The following is a 21869-nucleotide window of genomic DNA, read 5'->3' on the forward strand; positions in this document are numbered from 1 at the left end:
CTCTCTCCATCCCGCCGCGGCGCGCGGTTCCCACCTGGATGTTATCCCAAGCGGGCGCGCACGATAAAGTCAAACGTGCTGCCCCTGCACCCTTGCCTCTGCTCCAGTTCGCTCCGCCATGGCAGAATGGGCCGCAAAGCACCGCCCGATGCATCGCAAGGAGGACCATGAAAGTTCCTGACATTCCTGTCGACGAAGCGCGCCGCCTGGCCGCCCTACACGCCACCCGCCTGCTCGGCAGCCCTCCCGAGGAAGCCTTCGACCGCATCACGCGCATGGCCGCGCGCCTGCTGAACGCGCCCACCGCCCTGGTTTCGCTGGTCGACAAGGACGTCCAGTGGTTCAAGTCGCGCTGCGGCTTCGAAGGCGCCGGGACCGCGCGCGAGATCTCCTTCTGCGGCCACGCGATCCTCCAGCACGCACCGCTGGTGGTCGGCGACGCCACCCAGGACCCGCGCTTTCGCGACAACCCGATGGTGACCGGCGACGCCCATGTGCGCTTCTACGCCGGGGTGCCGCTGTATTCGGTGGACCGGATGCCGATCGGGACCCTGTGCGTGATCGACCGCGAGCCGCGCCAGCTGAGCGGCGAGGAGCTGGACCTGCTGCGCGACCTCGCGCGCATGGTCGAACAGCTGATCCACCACCGCCAGCTGGCCAGCGCGGCCCAGGCCCTGTGTTCGCACGTGCTGCTGGACACCGCCAATCCGGAACTGAGCGCGGCCGCCGGCCAGGTCGAGTTCCTGCTGAACCACGACCAGCTGACCGGGCTGTCGAACCGCCAGGCGCTGGTGCGCACCATCGGCGCCGGCATCGAGGCATGGCGCAGGCAGGACACGCCGACCCTGGTCGCCTCGATCAACCTCGACAAGTTCAAGCGCCTGAACGAAGCCCTCGGCCACCACGCCGGCGATCAGGCCCTGGTCTCGATCACCTGGAGCCTGCAAAGCGTGCTGCGGCCGGAAGATTTGCTGGCGCGGATCGGCAACGACGAATTCATGGTGCTGCTGCCCGGCCTCGGCGACGACAGCGTGGCCCGCGACCGCCTGCGCCAGCTCATGCAGGCGGTGCACCGCGAGTTCAAGAACCCGGGCGGCGGCGCCATCCCGCTCACCTGCAGCATCGGCTACGCGATCTACCCGCAGGACGGCGACAGCGCCGACATCCTGATGAATAACGCCGCCATGGCCACCCGCCGCGCCAAGCTGATGGGCGGCGGCCAGATCCAGCATTTCTCCGAGGAGCTGAAGGCGGCCTTCAAGCGCAAGCTGACCATGGAAAGCCAGCTCCGCGCCGCGCTCGACCACAAGGAGCTGTTCCTGATGTACCAGCCGAAGATCGCGCTGAAGGACGGCTCGGTGGCGGGGCTCGAAGTGCTGCTGCGCTGGCGCCATCCGCGGCATGGCGTGGTGTCGCCGGTGGAATTCATTCCGGTGGCGGAAGAAGCCGGGCTGATCGTCGAGATCGGCGAGTGGGTGCTGAAAAGCGCGGTCGACCAGTGCCGCGCCTGGCGCGTCGAGGGCGTGCCGACGGTGCCGGTGGCCGTCAACCTGTCGGCGCGCCAGTTCCACCGCACCGACATCGTCGGCTGCGTGGCCAGCGTGGTGCGCGATGCCGGGCTGGCGCCGGGCGACCTGGAACTGGAACTCACCGAAAGCATGTCGGTGCAATGCCCCGAGCGCAGCGCCGGCCTGATGGCGCGCCTGCGCGGACTCGGCTGCACCATCAGCATCGACGATTTCGGTACCGGCTATTCCAGCCTCAGCTACCTCAAGCAGCTGCCGGTCGACAAGCTCAAGATCGACCGCTCCTTCGTCCAGGACATGCACCAGAGCGCCGAATCGATGGCGATGGTGAAGGCGATCATCGCCATGGCCCACGGCCTGCGCCTGGAGGTGATCGCCGAAGGCGTCGAGTTGCAGGAGCAACTGGACGGACTGCGCGCGGCCGGCTGCGACCAGATCCAGGGCTTTTATTACAGCAAACCGCTGAGCCCCGAGGACTGCGCTGGCTACCTGCGCGAACAAGCCGCGCCGCGGGCGCCAGGCTAATTGCCCGTCATTCCGGGCATTGCCCGAAATGACTTCCCGCGCAGGCGGGAATCCAAGTCTAAGGATAACGCACCGGCCGGCCCAGGGTATCCGGCAGCGGGATGAACTCGGTTTCGCCCGGCACTTTCGGGAAGCGCATTTCGCGCCAGTCTTCCTTGGCCTGCTCGATGCGGTCCGCCGAGCTGGAGACGAAATTCCAGGTCAGGTAACGCGGACCGTCCATCGGCTCGCCGCCCAGCAGCATCAGACGGGCGCCGGCGCCGTTGGCGGCGGCCAGGGTGACGGCGGCGCCGGGCTTCAGCACCAGCAGCTGGCCGGGACCGAAGCTGCCGTCGCGGCCAAGGTCCAGCGTGCCTTCCACCACATAGATCGCCTGCTCGCCGTACTCGGCCGGCATCGTCATGCGCGCACCCGGCTGCAGCGCCAGGTCGACGTAGAACATCGGCGACTCGACCGGCACCGGGGCGCGCTTGCCGAAGTATTCGCCGGCGATGATGCGGGCGGTGGCGCCCTCGCCTTCGAGCACCGGCAGCTGGTCGGCGGCGATGTGCGAGAAGCTCGGATCCTTTTCTTCGCTGGCCTTCGGCAGCGCCACCCAGCATTGCAGGCCGTGCAGGGTCGAGCCGTTCGCGCGCACCAGCGGCCCGGTGCGCTCGGAGTGGACGATGCCCTTCCCGGCCGTCATCCAGTTGACCGCGCCGGGACGGATGTCCTGCACGGTGCCGAGGCTGTCGCGATGCGAGATCTCGCCTTCCAGCAGATAGGTCACGGTGGACAGGCCGATGTGCGGGTGCGGACGGACGTCGATGCCGGTGCCGGCATTGAACACGTGCGGGCCCATCTGGTCGAGGAAGACGAAGGGGCCGACCATGCGGCGGTCCTTGTGCGGCAGCGCGCGCCGGACTTCGAAGCCGCCGCCCAGGTCATGCGTGCGCGGGACCACGATGGTTTCCAGCATGCTCTGCTCATCGTGCTTGTCGTGGGCGTCGTGTTGGTCGAGTTCCATTTATTCTGCCTCCGTGGTGATCTGGATCTGCCCGGACAGGGTCTTGTGGACCGGGCACTTGTTGGCGATGTCCGTCAGGCGCTGCTTTTCTTCTTCGCTCAGGGCGCCGAGGTAGCGGATGCTGCGATGCAGGGCGTAGGCCGCGCCTTCCTGGCCGTGCTGGATACTGACCTGGACCTCGTCGAGCGCGTAGCCCTTGCGCCTGGCGTACAGGTTGACCGTCAGCGTGGTGCAGGCCGCCAGCGCCGCCGCCAGCAGGTCGTGCGGTTCGGGGCCGCTGCCCTCGCCGCCGGATTCCGGCGCCACGTCGGTCAGGAGCCGGTGCGGCCCGATTTCGATGACCTGCTGCAGCGGCCCCTGGCCGCGGTGGGTCCTTACTTCCATGTCGGTCTCCCTGTCGTTGAACGATTGTACGTGATGCACATGCCATCCTGGGCTTGTCGATGGCGTTCATTATGGACGCCCGGGGAGCGGAAGAAAAACGAGTTATTTGACCGTCTGGCATCGAAATTTTCGATCATATCCAAGCCAGCAGCCGTCCGCAGGCGATCAGCGCACCCGCCGTGCGGCTGGACGTAGCCGGCTTCCTGGATGGTGCCGGTGAGCTGCAGGGGTTTGTCGGCCTGGTATTCGGACCCGCCGTGGTGGGCGGAAGCGGTGGCGGCCGCGGCCAAGGCGGCGAGCAGGAACCAGCGTTTCATGTGGACTCCTTCGAGATCGGGTCGAGGCGATTCTACGCCGCCGGATGGGTACGCACGACTGCCAGGCTTTCGTCGCGATCAAGGCCGGACTGGCGTGCGAGATATGGAATTTTTTGAGTTTTCACGCGGCAAGCGCTGTTACCATGGATGGATGAACTACAAACGCAACTTCGGCATCGACTGCCTGCGCGGCCTCGCCATCCTGCTGGTGGTCGTCCACCACCTGGCCCTGCCCTTCCGCCTGCCGCTGGGGCCGAGCCTGTTGAAGGACTGGCTGCCCAAGCGCCTGCTGGACGCGGTCAGCTTCAACGGCTACGAAGCCGTCTTCATCTTCTTCGTCATCTCCGGCTTCCTGATTGCCACACGCATCATGGAACGCGACGGCGGCCTCGATCGCGTGAACCTGCGCCGCTTCTACCGCGCCCGCGCGCTGCGCATCCTGCCGCTGCTGCTGCTCACGCTGGCCGCGCTGTCGGTGCTGGCCCTGTTCGGCGTCACGGGCTTCGCGCCCGATGGCGACAGACAGAGCCTGGGCGGCCTGCTCGGCTCCGCCCTCAGCTTCACCTTCAACTGGTACGAGGGGCGCACCGGCTGGGCGCCCGCGGGCTGGGACGTGCTGTGGTCGCTGTCGATCGAGGAAGTGTTTTATATCGGCTTCCCGCTGCTTTGCCTGTGGCTGCCGCGCCGGCTCCTGGTCGGCGGCCTGATCGTGTGGGCGCTGCTCCTGAACCCGCTGCGCAACCTGGTGCCGGCCGCCGACGAAGTCTGGCGCGAGAAAGCTTATCTACCGGGGATGGCGGCGATCGCCTGGGGCGTGCTGACCGCCTTGCTGGCCCAGCGTTGGCGCCCGGCGCGGCGCGATGCGCGCGCGATGGCGATCTTCGGCGCCTTCTGCATCCTGATGGTGCTGGGCTGGGGCGAGCTGGTGCACCGCCACCTGTTCAAGTCCGGCATGGTCGGGCTGGTGCTGGGCGCTGCGCTGATGCTGCTGGCCTTCCATGCGCATCCGCCGGCGCCGCGCGCCGGTTTGCGCTGGCTGGCGCGCATGGGCAGCCTGAGCTACGAGCTGTATCTGTCGCACATGTTCGTGGTGCTCGGCGCCGTCGGTTTGTACCGCGGGCTGCTGGGCAAGGAGCAGGCCTGGACTTTCACGGTCTATCTGCCGGTGCTGCTGGTCTGCTTCGGGCTGGCGCTGGTGCTGGAAAAGTTCACGTCGCGCTTTGCCCGCCAGGGGTCTTGCGCTGAGACCGAAGCCAAGCGAGAATTGATAATCCAACAATAGGACCGCACACATGGACCACTCGACTTCCGGCAGCCTCCAGCTCAGCAAGCACCGCATCGAAGCCCTGGTCGACGGCATCTTCGCCGTCGCCATGACCCTGCTGGTGATCGACCTGCGCCTGCCCGAGCACCTGCATATCAGCAGCGACGCGCAACTGCGCGAGGCGCTGGCGGAACTGCTGCCCAACCTGTATTCCTGGCTGGTCAGCTTCGTCGTGCTGGGAATCTTCTGGGTCGGCAACCACCGCGTCTACAGCCATGTGCGGCATGTGGACGGCGGCCTGGTATGGCGCACCATCCTGATGCTGGGCGGGGCCAGCCTGCTGCCCTTCGCGTCCGCCGTCAACGGCCACTTCTTCTCGCAGCTGGCGCAGGGCGTGTATTCAATCGTGATGGTCCTGATCGCTGTCGGCTCGCTGCTGGTGGCGCGCTACATCCACCGCAATCCGCAGCTTTGCGCGCACCCGATGGATGACGCGACCTATGTCGCCATCTGCGCCCGGCTGGGCGGCCTGGGCGTGATCGCCCTGCTGGCGGTGATGCTGGCCGGCCTGTTCCCGGGCTCGGCCAACTGCGCCTTCATCCTCGGCTTCGGACTGCGCCCGTTGGGCAATGCGATGGCGCGCCGCTATGCCGCCGCGCCCGCCGGGCAGCCGTCCTGACTTACTTCGACGCCTCGATCCAGCGGTTCACCTGGCTTTCCAGGATGGGCAGCGGCAGCGTGCCGTCGCCCAGCACCACCTCGTGGAACTTCGCATAGCTGAACTTCGGCCCCAGCGCCTGCCGGGCCCTGGCGCGCAGTTCCAGGATCTTCAGGGCGCCGGTCTTGTAGGCCAGCGCCTGGGCCGGCCACACCATGTAGCGTTCGATCTGGTTGGCGGCGCGCGCCTCGCTGTAGCCGAGGTTTTCCATCGCATAGGCGATCGCCTTCTCGCGCGACCAGCCCTGGGCGTGCATGCCGGTGTCGACCACCAGGCGCACCGCGCGCAGCAGCTCGTCGTTCAGGTGGCCGTAGTAATACGCCGGATCCTCGTAAAAACCGAACTCGCGGCCCAGGGTCTCGCAATATAGCGCCCAGCCCTCGGTGTAGGCGGCGGCGCTCGGGTGCTCGGTGAAGAACTTGCGGAAGTCCGGCAGCGGCAGTTCCTTCAGCAGCGCGGCGTGGAAGTGGTGGCCGGGCACGCCCTCGTGCAGCAGCAGGGTGGCCATGCCGACCGTGTCGTAGTCCTTCGGATCGTTGACCACGGCCCAGAACACGCCCGGATGCGAACCATCCGCCGCCACCGGCGTGTAGTGGTCCGACGCGGTGGCGCGGGTCAGTTCGGGTTCCAGCTGGATGTCCAGCTTCGCCTTCGGCAGCAGGCTGAAATACTGCGGCAGTTTCGCATCCACCTGCGTGTAGATCTGGCGGTAGCGCTCCAGCACCTGCTGCTCGCTGGTGAAGGGCTTGAACTTCTGCTGGGCCGCGACCCACTGCGGGAAGCCGTTCAAGGGGCCGTCGTAGCCGAGCTTGGGCGCCAGCCTGGCCATCTCGCCCTGGATGCGTGCGACTTCCTTCAGGCCCAGTTCGTGGATCTGCGCTGGCGGCGTATCGAGGTTCGTATTGTTCCTGATGCGGGCCTGGTACCAGGCGGCGCCGTCGGGCAGCGCGCCATAGCCGGCGGTAGCGCGGCCGGCCGGCAGGTAGTCCTTTTCCAGGTAGGCGCACAGGCGGTCCAGGGCCTGGCCGATCTTCAGCGCGGCCTGGCGATAGCCGTTCGTGAGCTCGCGCTTGTCCTTGTCAGAGAAAGCGGCTGGCAGGCGCGTGGCCGGCGAGTAGAACACGCTGGCCTGCGGGTCGCTGCTGCGCAGCTGCTGGAACTGCGGCAGCATGCGGGTGGTGACGATCTTCGGCTGCACCACGCCCGTGCGCACGCCCTCCTTCATGTTGACGATGGCCTGGTCGATCCAGGCCGGCAGCTGCTGCAGGCGATGCAGGTAGGCGCGATACTGGGCCGGCGTCTCCAGCGGCTGCGAGCCGGTGCCGCCGGCGTAGTTGGCCAGGTTGCTCGGCACGTTGTCGAAGTGGTTCAGCGGCAGCAGGTGCTCGGGGAAGCGTTCGAGATCGAGCTGGGCCTGGATCTCGGCGGCCAGGATGTCGTAGTTCAGCCGGGCCTTGTCCGCCAAGCCCTTGCGGTCGACCGCCTGCAGCTGCTTCAGGAAAGCGTGGTTCGCGGCGAGGTAGCGCTTGCGCACCTTGGGATCGATGGCCATGCCGATCTGGTCGTCGTAGCGGCTGTCGCCGTTGGCGGTCGCGTAGAGCAGCGGGTCGTACTTCGCGCGGGCGTCGTAGAACCTGGCGGCGATCTGGTCGAGCTTCTTTTCCGCGGCCGACACCGCGGCGGCGGCGGGCGCAGCGGCGGCGTGGACGGAGGTGATCGGCGCGCCGGCGGCGAGAATCGCGGCGGCCAGGCTGGCTGCGCGCATGGAGTGGGTAAACGGGAACATGCATCTCCTTTTTTATGATTGAAATCTATGCGCCGAAACGCCCGAAGGCGCGCTCCACTGCCGCATGCGCCTCATGCTCCACGATCGAATTGTGCGCCGTGATCACCCGCGTGAACGGCCACTGCAGGATCACCCGCGCGCTGCCGGCCGCCAGCGCCTTGTCGCGCGTGATGAGACGGACCGTGCGCGGCACGTCGAGGTGCGAGCGCACGCCGGTCAGGCGCGCATACAGCGAGGTGTTCCAGGGCAGCTTGCCGCACCAGCACTGCAGCACGTCGGTCATGATCAGGGTCGTTGACGCCTTGTGGAAGAACACCACCTCGTTCACGAAGGGCATGCCGCGGACGACCACCTGGCCGAGCTCCTTCTCCCACTCGCGCGGGATGCTGTCGCCCAGCTCGACCAGGCCTTCCAGGTCCGGCCGCTTGGCGGCCAGGCCGGGCGCGCCGTACAAGGCCGCCTGCGGGAACGCGCGCAGCGCATGCTTCGCGAACATGTGGTGCGCGCGGTTCGGCGCCACGATCCAGCTGACCTTGCCGAGGCTGCGCAGCTGTTCCGCCACGGCCTCGCTGAAGCGCACCGGCGAATGGAGCCACAGCCGGCCGTCTTCGAAACGGACCACGGTCATGCGCGAGGAGACGGCCAGGCCGGCGGCCTTGAAGCCGCGTTCCATGTGCCAGAGATTGGGGGCGATCTGAATGAGCATGGCGATGATTGTAAAGTAAAATAATTACATGTTAAGAATCAGCCTCGATGCACTGCTCACCGTCGACACCATCGCCCGCCGCGGCAGCTTCTCGGCCGCCGCCAAGGAACTGTTCCGGGTGCCGTCGACGATTTCCTATACCGTGTCCAAGCTCGAGGAAGACCTCGGCGTGCAGCTGTTCGAGCGCTTCGGCCCGCGCGTGGTGCTCACCGCGGCCGGCGAGGAACTCCTGAAGGAAGGCCGCTACCTGCTGAAGGCAGCCGGTGACCTGGAAAGCCGGGTGCGCCGCGTCGCCTCCGGCTGGGAGACCGAATTCACCATCGGCGTCGACTCGGCGCTGTCGCCGCTCGGCCTGCAGGACGACATCCGCGCCTTTTATGAAGTGGCCGACCAGACCCGCCTGCGCATCGTCAAGGAAGCCCTGTCCGGCACCTGGGAAAGCCTGCTGGACCGCCGCGTCGACTTCCTGGCGGGCGCCGCCGGCGAAGGCCCGTCCGGCGGCGGCTACACCGCCGAGCCGCTGGGGAAGATGTCCTTCGTGTTCGTGGTCGCGCCCTCGCATCCGCTGGCAAGGGTCGGACACCGGCTCGGCAAGGCCGAGCTGAGCGAGCATCGCGCGGTGTCCGTGGCGGACTCGGTGCGCCTGCTGCAGGCGCGCACCGTCGGCCTGCTGTTCGGCCAGGACACGCTCACGGTCCCGGACATGCAGACCAAATACGACTTCCAGCTGGCCGGCCTGGGCTTCGGCTTCCTGCCCGAAGCCTGGGCCCGTCCGGCGATCGCCGCCGGGCGCCTGGTGGAGAAGGCAGTCGAGGAGCCGCGGCCGGACGAGACTCTGTACATGGCCTGGCGCACCGGCGAGGAAGGCGCGGCGCTGAAGTGGTGGCGCGAACGTTTGCGTTCGGCGCCGCCGCTGGAGCGGATGCTGGCGATGAACTGTCCTGTGGAGCGGCTGCTATAAGCGACCGGATGTCTTCTGAAGGAGTGCTTGGGCGATGGTGGCATTCCGTCTGTGAAAATGGTCACCGTCCTAATGCTTGGACTGAGCTTGTGTACGTCCTCTATCGACCCATTTCAGACGTTCACCATATGAAGTGCAGCAGACTGTTTTCTCTCCGACCGAAGACCAGTGTCATTGCCCGAACGGGAACTTCTGCAGGATTTGTTTGTGCTCTGCTTTCAGCCGTAATCCCCAAGATGGTCTCAATTCTGCCATTAATTTCTCTTGATATGGGAACCACACAGCCCTGCCATCATCGGTCGGCTTTCGATTGCGTAATTCGTACGAAGTGGCCATGACAGAGGTGACCCCCTCAAAAAGCAGGTACAGAACCTCATCTGTATCAAGCCCCGATATTCTTTCAAGCTCCGAGCCACGCTCAGTTACCACGAATTCAAACTTTCCGGACCTTATCTCAACATGGGGCGTCCCGTCATGCTGCGGAGACGTATGAAATGCCTTGTAGTACGGCTCTACGTCCAGTTGCTCAGCCAATGAACGAAACTCGGCCTCAAGACCGGATAGCGACAGTTTTTCCATCGTAGCTCGTTTTCCGTAACAGGTCGATTTGATGATCGCGAAAGGTTCGTTTCTGGCCGCCTGCTGCCGTTCAGTATACGGCAGTTTTCGACCTCGAAGCAGACGAAATTTTCTATTTCCACTCGTATGACGCGCCACGAATCAATGAGTCAACCGCGCCCTTACTCAGCCACGGATACGTCCGCTCTAACTCTTGACGAATCAGTGCATCAGAAGTTTGAAAACTCGGTTCCCGCCAATACTTCGTATCAGTTACTTCGGCCCAGAGTTCGTTAATCGTCTGTATATCCGGGCTCTCAAGCCCCTGATGCACAAGCACAGCGTGAATGTATTCCCAAGGTCGCCCCCACTCGTGAAAGCCCCCAAGCGCATCGTTCACCCGACTCCTGTCTGCCATATGTGGTCACCGTGTTCAGGTTGCGAAAGAGGTTGCTCAGCAAAGTCCGCTTCTGACCGATCCCAAACGGCCGATAAGGCCCAGTGTACGCGGCTGTTTCTCACACGCCAACCATTGCTTTTCTTTAGGCATTCCTAGTGTACTAGGAGCATTGCTGTTAAAGCGAGTAACCCAGCACCCCGCGCCACCATTCCCGAAGGCGCGCTATGATCCGAGCAGAATCCGGCCTCGGTGGCCGGGACAATCATCACTCGCCCGGCACAGCCGTTTTCACGCGCCTGTCACATTCGGCCTCCATAATCTGTTGCCACGAGTGAAATATTCGAGCCCAATGGATATGAAGTCAAAAACGGACGCGGCACTGGCCGCGCCCACCGGCGACAGCCCGGCGCCTTTTCTGAACCGGGAAATATCGCTGCTGGAATTTAACCGAAGGGTCCTGGCGCAGGCCGAAGACCCGTCCGTGCCGCTGCTGGAGCGCCTGCGCTTCCTGTGCATCGTCAGCAGCAACCTCGACGAATTCTTCGAGGTCCGGGTCGCCAGCCTGCTGGCCCAGCACCGCCACCAGAGCGGCGCCGACGATACCGCCAGCATCAACCTCGACGGCGCCAGCGAGGAATGCCGCCAGATCATCGCGCGCCAGTACGCCCAGCTGAACGACGAGATCCTGCCGCGCCTGTCCGAGAACGGCATCCACCTGCTGCGCCGCTCGGACCGCAACGCCGCCCAGAAGGCCTGGGTCAAGCAGTACTTCGACAAGGAAGTGCGGCCCCTGCTCACGCCGGTCGGCCTGGATCCGGCCCACCCCTTCCCGCGCGTGATCAACAAGAGCCTGAACTTCATCGTCGAACTGTCCGGCAAGGACGCCTTCGGGCGCGGCACCGGCATCGCGATCATGAAGGCGCCGCGCGTGCTGCCGCGCGTGATCCGCCTGCCGGACGAGCTGTCCGACAAGCCGGGCGCCTCCTACTGTTTGCTGTCCTCGGTGATCCAGGCCCACATGTCCGAGCTGTTCACCGGGCGCGAAGTGGTGTCCTACTCGCAGTTCCGCGTGACCCGCAACAGCGACCTCTGGGTCGACGAGGAAGAGGTCAAGAACCTGCGCCAGGCGCTGCAGAGCGAACTCCATAGCCGCAACTACGGCTTTGCGGTGCGCCTGGAAGTGGCGCGCGGCTGCCCGCGCCACCTGGCCGACTTCCTGCTCGACCAGTTCGCGGTCGAGCGCTCGCGCCTGTTCAGCGTGGACGGTCCGGTCAACATGGGCCGCCTGCTGGAACTGGTCAACAGCAATGCGCGGCCCGAGCTGAAGTTCGCGCCCTTCGTGCCGGGCTTCCCGGCCAAGCTGGTCAACCACCAGGACATCTTCGCGGTGCTGGGCCGCCAGGACGTGCTGCTGCACCATCCCTTCCAGTCCTTCGAGCCGGTCATCGACTTCATCCGCTGCGCCGCCGCCGATCCCAGCGTGCTGGCGATCAAGCAGACCATCTACCGCGCCGGCGCCGACTCCGAGCTGATGGAAGCGCTGATCGAGGCGGCCCTGCGCGGCAAGGAAGTGACGGTCATCGTCGAGCTGATGGCGCGCTTCGACGAGGAAGCCAACATCAACTGGGCCGAGCGCCTGGAAGAAGCCGGCGCCCAGGTCGTGTACGGCGTGGTCGGCCTGAAGACCCACGCCAAACTGGCGCTGGTGCTGCGCCGCGAACAGGACGGCCTGCGCCGCTACGCCCACCTCGGCACCGGCAACTACAACCCGACCACCGCCAAGCACTACACCGACTTCGGCCTGCTGACCTCGGACGAAGAGATCACCCTGGATGTCAACGAGGTCTTCATCCACCTCACCAGCATGACGCGCCCGACCCAGCTGTCGAGCATCTGGCTGGCGCCCTTCTCGCTGCAGAAGGAAATCGTGAAAGCGATCCGCCAGGAAGCGGCGATCGCGCGCGACGGCAAGCCGGGGCGCATCATCGCCAAGATGAATTCCCTGACCGACGAATCGGTGATCCGCGCGCTGTACGACGCCTCGAACGACGGCGTGCGCATCGACCTGATCGTGCGCGGCGCCTGCGCGCTGCGGCCCGGCGTGCCGGGGCTGTCCGAGAATATCAAGGTGCGCTCCATCGTCGGCCGCTTCCTGGAACACAGCCGCATCTTCTATTTCAGGAACAAGCTGCAGCACGACGTCTACCTCAGCAGCGCCGACTGGATGAACCGCAACCTGTTCCGCCGCGTGGAGATCGCCTTCCCGATCCGCTCCCCCAGCTTGAAGAAACGCGTGATCCGCGAAGGCCTGCAGGTCTACCTGAAGGACAACGTCAACGCCTGGGAGCTGGGCAGCGACGGCCACTATCGCCGCAAGAAACCGCGTGGCAGCCAGGCGGCCCACAGCGCCCAGCTGGAGCTGATGGCGTCACTAGGCCTGGGCGCATCGAGCGATCAACACAACAAGGATAACGAGAATGGAACTGATCCTGTGGCGTCACGCCGAGGCTGAAGCGCACAAGCCGGACGAAGCGGCCGACCAGCTGCGGGTGCTGACGCCGAAGGGCTCGCGCCACGCCTCGCGGGTCGGCGCCTGGCTCGACCGCCAGCTGCCCTCGCAGTGCCGCATCCTCACCAGCCCCGCCACCCGCTGCGTGCAGACCGCCGAGGCGCTGGGCCGCAAGTTCCACACCGTCGACGCCCTCAACACCGATTCGACGCCGCAGGCCATCCTGGAAGCGAGCGGCTGGCCGGACGCGCGCCAGGCGGTGGTCATCGTCGGCCACAACCCGCTGCTGGGCCAGGTGGCCTCGCTGATCTTCAGCGGCGCGCCGCACGAGTGGAAGATCCGCAAGGCCAGCGTGTTCTGGATTGCGCACAAGGGCGAGGCAGATCCGGCGCCTTTCGTGCGGCTGGCGGTGGGGCCGGATCTGGTAGGGAAGCTGCGCTGAGCCTTCTGTCTGGTGGCTTGCGGGGCCGATGAGGCCCCGACTTGCCGGTTCTCTGCCGTCCATTGTCGGTTAGTTGCAAAATCGAGAAGGGGCAGCACCCTTGGAAACGGGCGCCGACTTTCTACTTCAAGCTGCGCAAAGCCTGCTCCAGCGTCGGATAACGAAACGTGAAACCTTCCCGTTCCAGCCGCGCCGGCGCCACCCGCTGCCCTTCCAGCAGCAGGTCGGCCTGCTCGCCCAGCGCCAGCCGCATCGGCCAGCCCGGGGTCGGCAGGATCGCCGGACGATGCCAGACGCGCGCCGCGGTGCGGCTGAAGTCCGCCTGGCTGACGCATTCCGGGGCCGTGAAATTGGTCACACCAGCGCCAGCGCCGGACTGCCCTGCCCGCAGCGCCTGCTGCCAGCGGTGCGCCATCGCACGCACCACATCGTCCACATGGATCCAGGACAGCCACTGGCGCCCGCTCCCCAGCCTGCCGCCCAGCCCGAGCATCACCGGCAGCAGCATCATCGGCAGCGCGCCGCCCATGCCGAGCACCAGGCCGAAGCGCATGCATTCCACCCGCACGCCATATTGCGCCGCCTCCCCCGCGGCTTCTTCCCATTCGCGGCACAGGTCGGACATGAAGACCGGCTGCGGCGGCGCGCTTTCCGTCAGCGCGGCCTGGTCGCCGATCGCCTGGATGCCGTAGTAGCCGATCGCGGACGCCGACAGGAACAGGAAAGGCTTGTGTTCCGCCCGCGCGATCCATGCCACCACGCGCCGGGTCAGCGCGACGCGGCTGCGGCGCAGCGCCTCCTTGCGCCCCGCGTTCCAGCGCGGCCCGAGGATGCGCGCGCCGGCCAGGTTGACGACCACGTCGACGCGCGTCGCCGATGTCAGCTCGTCCATCGCTTCGATGCAGCGCACCTTGCCGCCGAATGTCCACGCGGCCTGCCTCGCCTGCCGCGTCAGCGCGATCACCTGATGGCCGTCGCGCAGCAGTGCGCCGACCAGGTTCCGGCCGACGAAGCCGGTGGCGCCGGTGACCAGCACCGTGCGTTTGACCGCATCGAAGACGACAGGCGCCGTGTCGCGTCCGCCCTCGGCCAGCCGCCCGAGCCGCAGCGCCGCCAGTCCGTCGCGCACCCCGGACAGGCCGACGCCGACGCCGCACAGCGCGAGGAAGACGCTCAACCAGCCGTGCGCGTTGAAAGACAGGCCGGTCGGCAAGGCAGCCCACGCGGCCACGTTCAGCGCCAGCAGGGTAATGAAGGCGCCGCCATTGATGGCCAGGACCGTGTGCGTGACGCGCTCGGTGGCGGGCAGCAGGCGGCTGCGGTCTTCGACCACGAAGTCCCACAGGGTCAGCCCGATTTCGACCGCGAACACGGCCAGCAGCAGGTAGGCCAGCACGCCGTGCCATTCCCAACACGCCAGGCCGACGAACAGCGCCGCGTAGATCAGCGCCCGCAGCGCGTGGATCCCCAGCTCCTGGCGCGCCGTCGTCTTCTGCGCCAGGGTCTCGGTCAGCTCGTGGTGATAGAGCGTATCGAAGGCGCCCAGGCAGCCTTGCGCCGCCATCAGCTGCAATGCGAGGGTGTGCGTGTTCATGCAGTGGCCCTCCTGTCGTGCAGCCAGAGCCACAGCAAGGGCGGCAGCATCAGGGCCAGCGCGAAGGCGTCCGCCGCCACATGGGCCCAGCAGTCGGCGCGCAGCGAGACCAGCATGTCCTGCGGCCCCCATAGCGCGAGGCCCGCGATCAGCCACAGCCAGATCGACGGCTGGCGCAAGCGGTCCGCCAGCTTGACCAATGCGAACATGAACAGCGCCATCGCCTGGATGGTCGCACCGAACAGCGCGATCCACCAGGTCTGCAATCCGCGCGCCTCGACAGGCGCACCGCCTGGCCAGAAAGCGCTTTCGATGCTGCGATGGTAGCCGTCGAACAGCGCGGCCCCGCCCAGCCAGGGCAGCAGCGCGCCCACCGCCACGTGCACCGCGCACACCAGCAGCAGCCAGTTCACCGCCCACTTCCGTATTCTGGAATCTCCCATGATCCGCCCTCTTATCGCTTCAGGAATGGATTGCCGATGGCGCAGCTGACGCCGTCGCAGGCCGCCGGCAGGCGGTAGCCGAGCCGCTTCGATATCGCATAGCGGTGCCGCGCGAACCAGCGGTAGGACGCCGCCAGCGCGGGCCGCAGCAGGCGCACCCGCAGCGGCCACACCAGCCATCCGCGGCCTGCCAGCGTGTAGGCCGCCAGCATGGTATCGATGCCGGCCAGGACCTCGCCTTCGCGCGTCAAGCCATGCACTTCACGGTTCAGCGCCGCCATGTCCACGCCCAGCGGCGACGGGTCGAATCCGGCCGCCGCGATATCGACGAAGGCCAGCCTGCCGGCCGCGTCCCAGGTCTTCAGCCGGCGCATCGAATGCGCGCAGAAGGGGCAGAGCCCATCGAAATACAGGGTCAGTGCGGCGCTCATGAGGCCTCCTTCCCGGCCGGCAGGAAGCGCGCCACCGCCCCGCCCATTTTCAGGACGCGCTGCAGGGTCTGCGGCGACAGGTGCTTGTAATCCTCGAAGCTTGCGCTCAGCAGCTCGAGGAAGTCGAGCGTGACCTGCATGCGCGCCAGGGCCGCGGCGCCGAGTTCCGGGTCCTGCGTGCCTTCGATCGCGCATTCGCGCAGCACGCTCAGGGTCGGATCGATCTCGCGGCGCTTGCGCTCCTCGACGATGACGCGGAAGATTTCCCACACATCCTGCAGCGCCGTGAAGTGGTCGCGGCGGTCGCCGAGCACGTGGGTCACCTTCACCAGCTTCCAGCTCTGCAGCTCCTTCAGGCTGTTGCTGACGTTGGAGCGCGCCACGCCCAGGGTCTCGACGATGTCGTCGGCGCTGAGCGGCCGTTCGGCCAGGAACAGCAGCGCGTGGATCTGGGCCACGGTCCGGTTGACGCCCCAGCGGGTGCCCATTTCGCCCCAGTGGAGGATGAATTTCTGTGCCGTCGGACTGTTCAGCATGATTTTCTCTTATTTCTGTTAATGCAGAAATTAAAGAACATACTGAAAACAATGTCAACCAAATTCGATAAATATTTCCGTTGTGACATTTCGCGAGTCTTTTGGCGGCCTGGCTTTTGTAAGATGTTCAGGACAGGAGACTCCATGCCAAGACACACTCTGCTTTCCGCCGCCATCCCGGCCGGCGCTTTCGCCGTCCACGCCGCCGGCCGCGCCTGCGCGGGCGTGAAATGAAGGCCAAACGCTACTGGTTTCCGGTGCGCCCGGCCCGCAATGGCTGGGGCTGGGGCCTGCCGGTGGTGTGGCAGGGCTGGATGGTGCTGCTGGTGTTCGTGGTGGTGCTGACCGGCGGCGAAATCGCGCTGGCGCGCCATGGACCGCTGGTGCTGAGCACCTGGGGCCTGCTGATGGGCGCCCTGCTGCTCGGCGTCTTCTTCTGGAAGGGCGAGCCGCAAAGCGCGCGCGACGAAAGTTCGCCCTGAACCGTTTTCTGCCTCACCTCTACAAGGGAGTATCGATGAATAAACGCTTGACCGGACTCGCGGTGCTGGCCTTGATCGGCGGATGGTCCTCTGCTTCGTACGCCGCAAGCGCGGCGCAGTGGGCAAGCGCCGGCGCGTTCGCGAAGCCGCACCAGCTGGTCGATATCGGCGGCCGCAAGATGAACCTGTATTGCAGCGGCCGGGGCGCCACCACGGTCGTCTTCGATTCGCCGTCCGGCCAGGCCGGCTGGAACTGGTTCAAGGTCCAGCCCGCGGTGGCACGGCACACGCGCGCCTGCGTATTCGACCGCGCCGGTTTCGGATTCAGCGATCCCGCAAAGCGCCCGAACACGGCGGAAAACGTGGCCGAGGATTTGCACAAGCTGCTGGCCGCCGCGGGCATCAAGCCGCCCTATGTCCTGGTCGGCAATTCGCTGGGCGGCGCCAACGTGCAGGTCTACGCCTATCGCTATCCCGCCGAGGTCAAGGGACTGGTGCTGGCCGAGCCGGCGCACGAAGATGATGTCAGCCGCCTGGACAAGGCCAGCCAGGGCAATCTCAAGAAGGTGCTTGCGATGGGCGAGCAGCAGAACGCCTACTGCCTGGCCGCCGCCGATAAAGGCTTCAAGCCGGGCAGCGAAGAGCAGGCGAACTGCATCGGCAAGCCGGCCGACGATTACGGACCCGTCCTGGGCGCGGCGGTGCAGTCGGCGACGGCCAAGCCGGCTTACTGGCGCGCCGTCGTCGACGAAGGGAAGGCCATGGACGCCACCGGCGAGCAGCTGCGCAAGCGGCGGCGGCCTTTCGGCGATTTGCCGGTGCTGGTGCTGACCCGCGGCGTCAGCCCCTACGCGGTCCCGGGCAAGCCGCAGAGCGCGCTGAACAAGGCCTTCGAAGACGAGAACTTCGCCATCCAGAAAGAGATTGCCGCCCTGTCGACCCGCGGCAAGCAGCGCGTGGTCGCGGGCGCCGGCCATATCGTTCATGCCGACAAGCCGGAAGCTGTTATCGAGGCCGTGCTGGAAGTACTGAAGCCTTAAACCTGCGTCACCTGGAAGCCGACGCCGACCTCGCCCCAGGCCGCGGCTTCCTTGTCGAACCAGGCGGCCACCGTCGGATGCTGCTTCAGCCAGCCGCGCGGGGTGTCGATCTCGATGCGGTTCTTCATGCGCAGGCGCAGGCCATCGAGGTCGCCGTCCACGCGCGCGTGCATGAACACGGCGGCCAGGCGGATCGCCAGCACCGCCCGCGCCAGGTCCGGCTCGCCCAGGGCCTCCCTCACCTTGCGCAGATTGCCCTTCTGGGCCAGCACCATGGTGCTCATCAGGCGCTGCTCGCGGTTGGTGAAGCCCGGCAGGTCGGCGTGTTCGAGGATGTAGGCGGCGTGCTTGTGGGCGCCGGTATGCGAGACCGCCTGCCCCACTTCGTGCAGCATGCAGCTCCATTGCAGGTGGCGGCGCAGGTTGTCGTCGGTGGCCGCGAGGCGCTCGTAGAGCCGGCGCGCGATGGCGGCGGTGCGCCGCGCACGCTCGCCGTCGACGCCGAAGCGCCGCATGCAATCCTGGATCGCACTGTCGCGGCGGTCGCTGCGGCACGCGCGCAGTTCGAGGTCGGACAGCACGCCCAGGCGCAGGCCGGCGTTGATCGCGCTCATCGCCCGCACCCCGAACTCCTGCATGGCGGCCAGCAGCACGCTCAGGCCGCCCGCCATCACGATCACCCGCTCGCGCTTGATGCCCGGCAGGTCGAAGGCGTCGACATGGCCGGCCGCGATCAGCCGGTCGCGCAGGGCCAGCATGCTGTCGACCGACATCGTGCCGTCGCCGAGGCGGTTGCGGGTGATGACTTCGTTGATCGCGCGGATCGTGCCGGAGGAGCCGTAGGCTGCCTGCCAGCCATGCGCGCGGTAGCGGCTGGCGGCGTCCTCGAACAGCGCGCGCGCGGCGTTGACGGCGGCGTCGAAGGAGACGGCGCCGATGTGGCCGCCGGGGAACCAGGCGGCGCTCTGCGGATGGGTGCCGATGCTGAAGGACTCGACCAGCTCGATCCCGTCGCCGCGGCCGGCGATCACCTCGGTCGAGCCGCCGCCGACGTCGATCACCAGGCGCTGCTCGCCGGGACGCGCCAGCGCGGCCGACACGCCCATGTAGATCAGGCGCCCCTCTTCCTCGCCGGAGATGATTTCGACCGGATGGCCGATCGCCGCCTCCAGGCGCGGCAGCAGCTGCTCGGCATTGGTGGCCACGCGCATGGTGTTGGTGGCGACCACGCGCACCGCGTCCAGCCGGTGCTGGCGCAGGATGGCGCCGAAATCGCGCATGCTGCGCACCGCCATTTCCATCGCCTCGGGCGTCAGCGCCCCATCCGGGGCCAGGCCGGCGGCCAGGCGGATCGGGTCGCGCGCGGTGCGCACGATGTGCATCTGGCCCGCGATGGGTTCGCCGATGTGGAGGCGGAAGCTGTTGGAGCCCAGGTCGACTGCTGCGTACATGAAATCTGTCCGAAATGGCGTTGTGTGCAGTATAGCCGCCACGCGGATTGCCGCAACGCGCGTCTCAGGGAATGCGACGCACCGACTCCCGCACCATCAGGCTGAGCTGGGGCACCTCGAGGTCCAGCGGCTCCTGGCCGATCATCCTGACGATCGCCTTACCCAGGCAGCGGCCGACGTCGAACAGCGGCTGGCGCACCGTGGTCAGCGGCGGCGTCGTGTACATGGAGCTGTGCAGATCGTCGAAGCCGACCACCGAGATATCGTCGGGCACGCGGATGCCGCGCCGGTACAGGGCCAGTCGCGCGCCATACGCCGTCAAGTCGTTCGCGGCGAAGATGGCGGAAAAGCGCCGGCCGGACTCCAGCAGGCGCTCGACCGCCAGCAGGCCGCCGGATTCCGAGAAATCCCCGTCCACCAGCAGTTGGGCGCTTTCCTTGATCTTGTGCTTCTTGAGGGTGTCGCGGTAGCCGGCCAGGCGCGCCTGCGCATCCTGGTGGTCCGGCGGGCCGGCGATGAAGGCGATCTGGCGGTGGCCCTGCAGGATCAGGTGCTCGACCGCCTCGCAGGCGCCCCAGTAGTTGTCGAGGCTGAAGCCGTAGGCCTGCGGGCCGTCCAGCTTGCGGCCGAAGGCGACGATGGGCACGCGCTGGGCCAGCTTCAGGATCTGCGCGTCCTTCAGTTTGCCGCTCAGGATGACCAGGCCGTCGACGCGGCGCGCGATCAGCAGCTCGACGCGTTCGGCCTCCTCGTCGGCATGCCAGTGGCCGGACACGATCAGCGGCGCGTAGCCGGTGCCCTGCAGGACGTCGTCGATGCCGGCCATGGCGTCGGCAAAATAGCCCGACACCAGCGACTGGGTCAGCACGCCGATGGTGCGCGAACTGCCGGTCTTGAGATTTTGCGCCAGCACGTTGGGCTTGTAGTTCAGCTTGTCGATCACGCTTTCGATCGCCTTGCGCTTCTCGTCGGAGACCTTGGCGGTGCCGTTCAGGAAGCGCGAGACGGTCGCCGCCGACACGCCGGCGACGCGGGCGACTTCGTGGACGGTGGCGCCGCTGGCCGTGCCTGGGCTGGATGCTTTTCTCATCGGCACAGTATAGCACCGAACAAGGCCTATGAAACCGGTTTCAGAAACACCTTCAAACCGATGCCGGCGCCTGCCGCTGGACGGTGCGCCCGCCGGCCGCCTTGCGCACCATCTGCTCGACCATCGCCCGGTGCTGCGGCAGGTCGGCCAGCGCCCTGCCCGACATCTGCGCGATCATGCCGAATTCGCGGCGCGCCTCGGCAATCCTGGCCGGGTCGACCGCGCCGGGATGCAGGCGGGTGCCGAACTCCATACCGTACAGCACATACTGCCAGCTCGAGGGCGGATACATCTCGAGGTCGGTGACGAAATCGAGGCGGTGCGGCGGGCGGCTCTTCCACATTGCCAGCTTGTCGCGCAGGGTCTGCGGGATCGTCGCCGGGTCGGCATTGTCCAGCCAGAAGCGCGCGTCGGTCCGCTGGGTCAGGCAGTAGTGCAGCTTGATGAAGTCGACGACGCGCGCATAGCGCTCGCGCATCAGTTCATTGAAGAGGCGCGCGGTGGACTCCAGCGCGCCATCGTGCGGGAACAGGAAGCCGACCAGGTAGGCGGCGGTCTCGATCAGGCCGATGCCCGAGGATTCGAGCGGCTCCAGGAAGCCGCCGGACAGGCCGACCGCCACGCAGTTCCTGATCCACTGCGTTTCGCGGTAGCCGACCTTCAATTCGAGCCGGCGCGGATGCAAGCCTTCCGACCGCGGGCCGATGTAGTCGCGCAGCACCTGCTCGGCGCGGGCATCATAGGTATGCCGGCTCGAATACACGTAGCCGATGCCGCGCCGGTCCTGCAGGCCGATGTCCCAGGTCCAGCCGGCTTCGTGGGCGGTCGAGATCGTGTATGAGGGGATGGGCGTGTCCGGCGTTTCGTACGGCACCTGCAGGGCCAGCGCGCGATCGACGAACAGGACATCGCCGGCGCTTTTGAAGGGCGAGCCGAGCGCCTCGCCGATCAGGAGCGCACGAAAGCCGGTGCAGTCGACATACAGGCCGGCCGACAAGGCGCCGTGCTCGCGCGCGTGCACGGCGGCGATGGCGCCCTCTTCATCGAGTTCGACCCGCTCGACATTGCCCTGCAGGTGGCGCACGCCCAGCGACTTCGCGTGCGACGCCAGCAGCGCGGCAAAACGCCCGGCGTCGAAGTGGTAGGCGTAGTTCATCGGCCCCAGGAAGTCGCCGTCGTGCGGGCGCTTGGGCGCGTGCGCGGCGTCGGCCACGCGCTTCTGCATCGTCACCGCCTCGGCGAAGCCTGCGTCTGCGCCGGCATCGCCGTTCAGCCAGTAAGGCAGGAGCTCGAAGCCGCCGGGACGCTGGCTGGGCTGGCTGAAGGGATGGAAGTAGTGGTCCGTACCGGGCTGGCCGGGCGCGCGCACCCAGTGGCGGAAGTGCACGCCCTGCTTGAAGGTCGCGTTGCATTCCTTGATGAAGCGCGCTTCGTCGATGCCGATCGCGGACAGGGTGCCGCGGATCGAGGGGAAGCTGCCCTCGCCCACGCCGACGATGCCGATCTCGGGCGACTCCACCAGCGTCACGCGCACGCCCTGGGCCTCGCGCGCCGCCAGGGTCTTCGCCAGGAAGCAGGCGGTGAGCCAGCCGGCGGCGCCGCCGCCGACGATCAGGACTTCGGTGGTGGGGGAAGCTGGGCGCATTGCGGTCTCCTTGATGATGTTGCTTTTTTGTTGATAAACAGTTTGACATCCAATA

At 66.7% G+C, this 21869-nt stretch carries 21 protein-coding genes; 8 read left to right on the forward strand and 13 right to left on the reverse strand.

The features are described 5' to 3' along the window. Window positions 1–167 precede the first annotated feature (167 nt). Complete coding sequence (locus tag ACFPO9_RS03225; RefSeq protein ID WP_379766960.1) at window positions 168–2051, forward strand: putative bifunctional diguanylate cyclase/phosphodiesterase; 1884 nt, start codon at window positions 168–170, stop codon at window positions 2049–2051. A 58-nt stretch (window positions 2052–2109) separates the two neighbouring features. Here ACFPO9_RS03225 and ACFPO9_RS03230 read toward each other — a convergent pair whose 3' ends face one another. From ACFPO9_RS03230 to ACFPO9_RS03240, 3 genes are read right to left on the reverse strand one after another with little or no spacing between them, the layout of a single operon-like run. Then, window positions 2110–3057 carry a pirin family protein gene (locus tag ACFPO9_RS03230; RefSeq protein WP_379766963.1) on the reverse strand — a complete coding sequence of 316 codons (948 nt, stop codon included), beginning with the start codon at window positions 3055–3057 and terminating at the stop codon, window positions 2110–2112. Then, window positions 3058–3441, reverse strand: a complete 384-nt coding sequence (locus ACFPO9_RS03235) for an OsmC family protein (protein WP_379766966.1) — start codon at window positions 3439–3441, stop codon at window positions 3058–3060. It abuts the gene before it with no gap. After that, a complete protein-coding gene (locus ACFPO9_RS03240) occupies window positions 3432–3758 on the reverse strand; it encodes a DUF6152 family protein (protein ID WP_379766969.1) in 327 nt (108 codons plus the stop codon). The genes ACFPO9_RS03235 and ACFPO9_RS03240 overlap by 10 nt, the downstream gene beginning before the upstream one ends. Before the next feature lie 151 nt (window positions 3759–3909). Between ACFPO9_RS03240 and ACFPO9_RS03245 the strand changes: the two genes are divergently transcribed. After that, on the forward strand, window positions 3910–5040 hold the full coding sequence (locus tag ACFPO9_RS03245; RefSeq protein WP_379766972.1) for an acyltransferase family protein: 1131 nt from the start codon (window positions 3910–3912) through the stop codon (window positions 5038–5040). 10 nt (window positions 5041–5050) lie between these two features. Beyond that, complete coding sequence (locus ACFPO9_RS03250) at window positions 5051–5701, forward strand: TMEM175 family protein (protein WP_379766975.1); 651 nt, start codon at window positions 5051–5053, stop codon at window positions 5699–5701. 1 nt (window position 5702) lies between these two features. Here the strand turns inward: ACFPO9_RS03250 and ACFPO9_RS03255 are convergent, their stop codons facing one another. Then, window positions 5703–7526 (reverse strand): DUF885 domain-containing protein, encoded by a 1824-nt coding sequence (locus ACFPO9_RS03255; protein WP_379766977.1) that lies wholly within the window; start codon window positions 7524–7526, stop codon window positions 5703–5705. A 25-nt stretch (window positions 7527–7551) separates the two neighbouring features. Beyond that, a complete protein-coding gene (locus tag ACFPO9_RS03260) occupies window positions 7552–8232 on the reverse strand; it encodes a DUF4336 domain-containing protein (protein WP_379766980.1) in 681 nt (226 codons plus the stop codon). 28 nt (window positions 8233–8260) lie between these two features. Here ACFPO9_RS03260 and ACFPO9_RS03265 point away from each other — a divergent pair, with 28 nt between their 5' ends. Then, a complete protein-coding gene (locus ACFPO9_RS03265) occupies window positions 8261–9193 on the forward strand; it encodes a LysR family transcriptional regulator (protein ID WP_379766983.1) in 933 nt (310 codons plus the stop codon). Between the two features lie 171 nt (window positions 9194–9364). Here ACFPO9_RS03265 and ACFPO9_RS03270 read toward each other — a convergent pair whose 3' ends face one another. Beyond that, window positions 9365–9772, reverse strand: a complete 408-nt coding sequence (locus tag ACFPO9_RS03270; RefSeq protein WP_379766986.1) for an Imm63 family immunity protein — start codon at window positions 9770–9772, stop codon at window positions 9365–9367. Between the two features lie 728 nt (window positions 9773–10500). On the opposite strand from ACFPO9_RS03270, the gene ppk1 reads away from it, so the two are divergent. Both ppk1 and ACFPO9_RS03280 read left to right on the forward strand, forming a co-directional pair. Further along, window positions 10501–12663: a polyphosphate kinase 1 gene (ppk1, locus tag ACFPO9_RS03275; RefSeq protein WP_379766989.1), complete on the forward strand. Its 2163-nt coding sequence runs from the start codon at window positions 10501–10503 to the stop codon at window positions 12661–12663. Further along, window positions 12629–13102, forward strand: a complete 474-nt coding sequence (locus tag ACFPO9_RS03280) for a SixA phosphatase family protein (protein ID WP_379766993.1) — start codon at window positions 12629–12631, stop codon at window positions 13100–13102. The genes ppk1 and ACFPO9_RS03280 overlap by 35 nt, the downstream gene beginning before the upstream one ends. A gap of 121 nt (window positions 13103–13223) precedes the next feature. Here ACFPO9_RS03280 and ACFPO9_RS03285 read toward each other — a convergent pair whose 3' ends face one another. The 4 genes from ACFPO9_RS03285 to ACFPO9_RS03300 are packed head-to-tail and all read right to left on the reverse strand — an operon-like array spanning window position 13224 to window position 16106. Then, window positions 13224–14696, reverse strand: a complete 1473-nt coding sequence (locus tag ACFPO9_RS03285) for a TIGR01777 family oxidoreductase (RefSeq protein ID WP_379766996.1) — start codon at window positions 14694–14696, stop codon at window positions 13224–13226. After that, window positions 14693–15139 carry a cell division protein gene (locus ACFPO9_RS03290; protein WP_379766999.1) on the reverse strand — a complete coding sequence of 149 codons (447 nt, stop codon included), beginning with the start codon at window positions 15137–15139 and terminating at the stop codon, window positions 14693–14695. Before ACFPO9_RS03290 ends, ACFPO9_RS03285 begins: the two co-directional genes overlap by 4 nt. An 11-nt stretch (window positions 15140–15150) precedes the next feature. Beyond that, a complete protein-coding gene (locus tag ACFPO9_RS03295; protein ID WP_379767002.1) occupies window positions 15151–15570 on the reverse strand; it encodes a thiol-disulfide oxidoreductase DCC family protein in 420 nt (139 codons plus the stop codon). Next, entirely contained in the window at window positions 15567–16106 is a 540-nt protein-coding gene (locus tag ACFPO9_RS03300) for a GbsR/MarR family transcriptional regulator (RefSeq protein WP_379767005.1), read from the reverse strand. Before ACFPO9_RS03300 ends, ACFPO9_RS03295 begins: the two co-directional genes overlap by 4 nt. Window positions 16107–16336: 230 nt before the next feature. On the opposite strand from ACFPO9_RS03300, the gene ACFPO9_RS03305 reads away from it, so the two are divergent. Together ACFPO9_RS03305 and ACFPO9_RS03310 are read left to right on the forward strand one after the other, a co-directional pair. After that, window positions 16337–16588, forward strand: a complete 252-nt coding sequence (locus tag ACFPO9_RS03305) for a hypothetical protein (protein WP_379767008.1) — start codon at window positions 16337–16339, stop codon at window positions 16586–16588. Between the two features lie 35 nt (window positions 16589–16623). Continuing rightward, a complete protein-coding gene (locus ACFPO9_RS03310) occupies window positions 16624–17628 on the forward strand; it encodes an alpha/beta fold hydrolase (RefSeq protein ID WP_379767011.1) in 1005 nt (334 codons plus the stop codon). Here the strand turns inward: ACFPO9_RS03310 and ACFPO9_RS03315 are convergent. The 3 genes from ACFPO9_RS03315 to ACFPO9_RS03325 all read right to left on the reverse strand — a co-directional run bounded on the left by ACFPO9_RS03315 (window position 17625) and on the right by ACFPO9_RS03325 (window position 21814). Next, window positions 17625–19079 (reverse strand): Ppx/GppA phosphatase family protein, encoded by a 1455-nt coding sequence (locus ACFPO9_RS03315; RefSeq protein WP_379767014.1) that lies wholly within the window; start codon window positions 19077–19079, stop codon window positions 17625–17627. The two genes, ACFPO9_RS03310 and ACFPO9_RS03315, sit on opposite strands and share 4 nt — an antisense overlap. Window positions 19080–19143: 64 nt before the next feature. Beyond that, on the reverse strand, window positions 19144–20169 hold the full coding sequence (locus ACFPO9_RS03320; RefSeq protein WP_379767017.1) for a LacI family DNA-binding transcriptional regulator: 1026 nt from the start codon (window positions 20167–20169) through the stop codon (window positions 19144–19146). A gap of 52 nt (window positions 20170–20221) precedes the next feature. Beyond that, window positions 20222–21814, reverse strand: coding sequence for a tryptophan halogenase family protein (locus ACFPO9_RS03325; protein WP_379767020.1), 1593 nt, complete (start codon window positions 21812–21814; stop codon window positions 20222–20224). Window positions 21815–21869 lie beyond the last annotated feature (55 nt).

Source organism: Massilia aerilata, from assembly GCF_042656905.1.
Classification (GTDB): domain Bacteria; phylum Pseudomonadota; class Gammaproteobacteria; order Burkholderiales; family Burkholderiaceae_D; genus Telluria; species Telluria aerilata.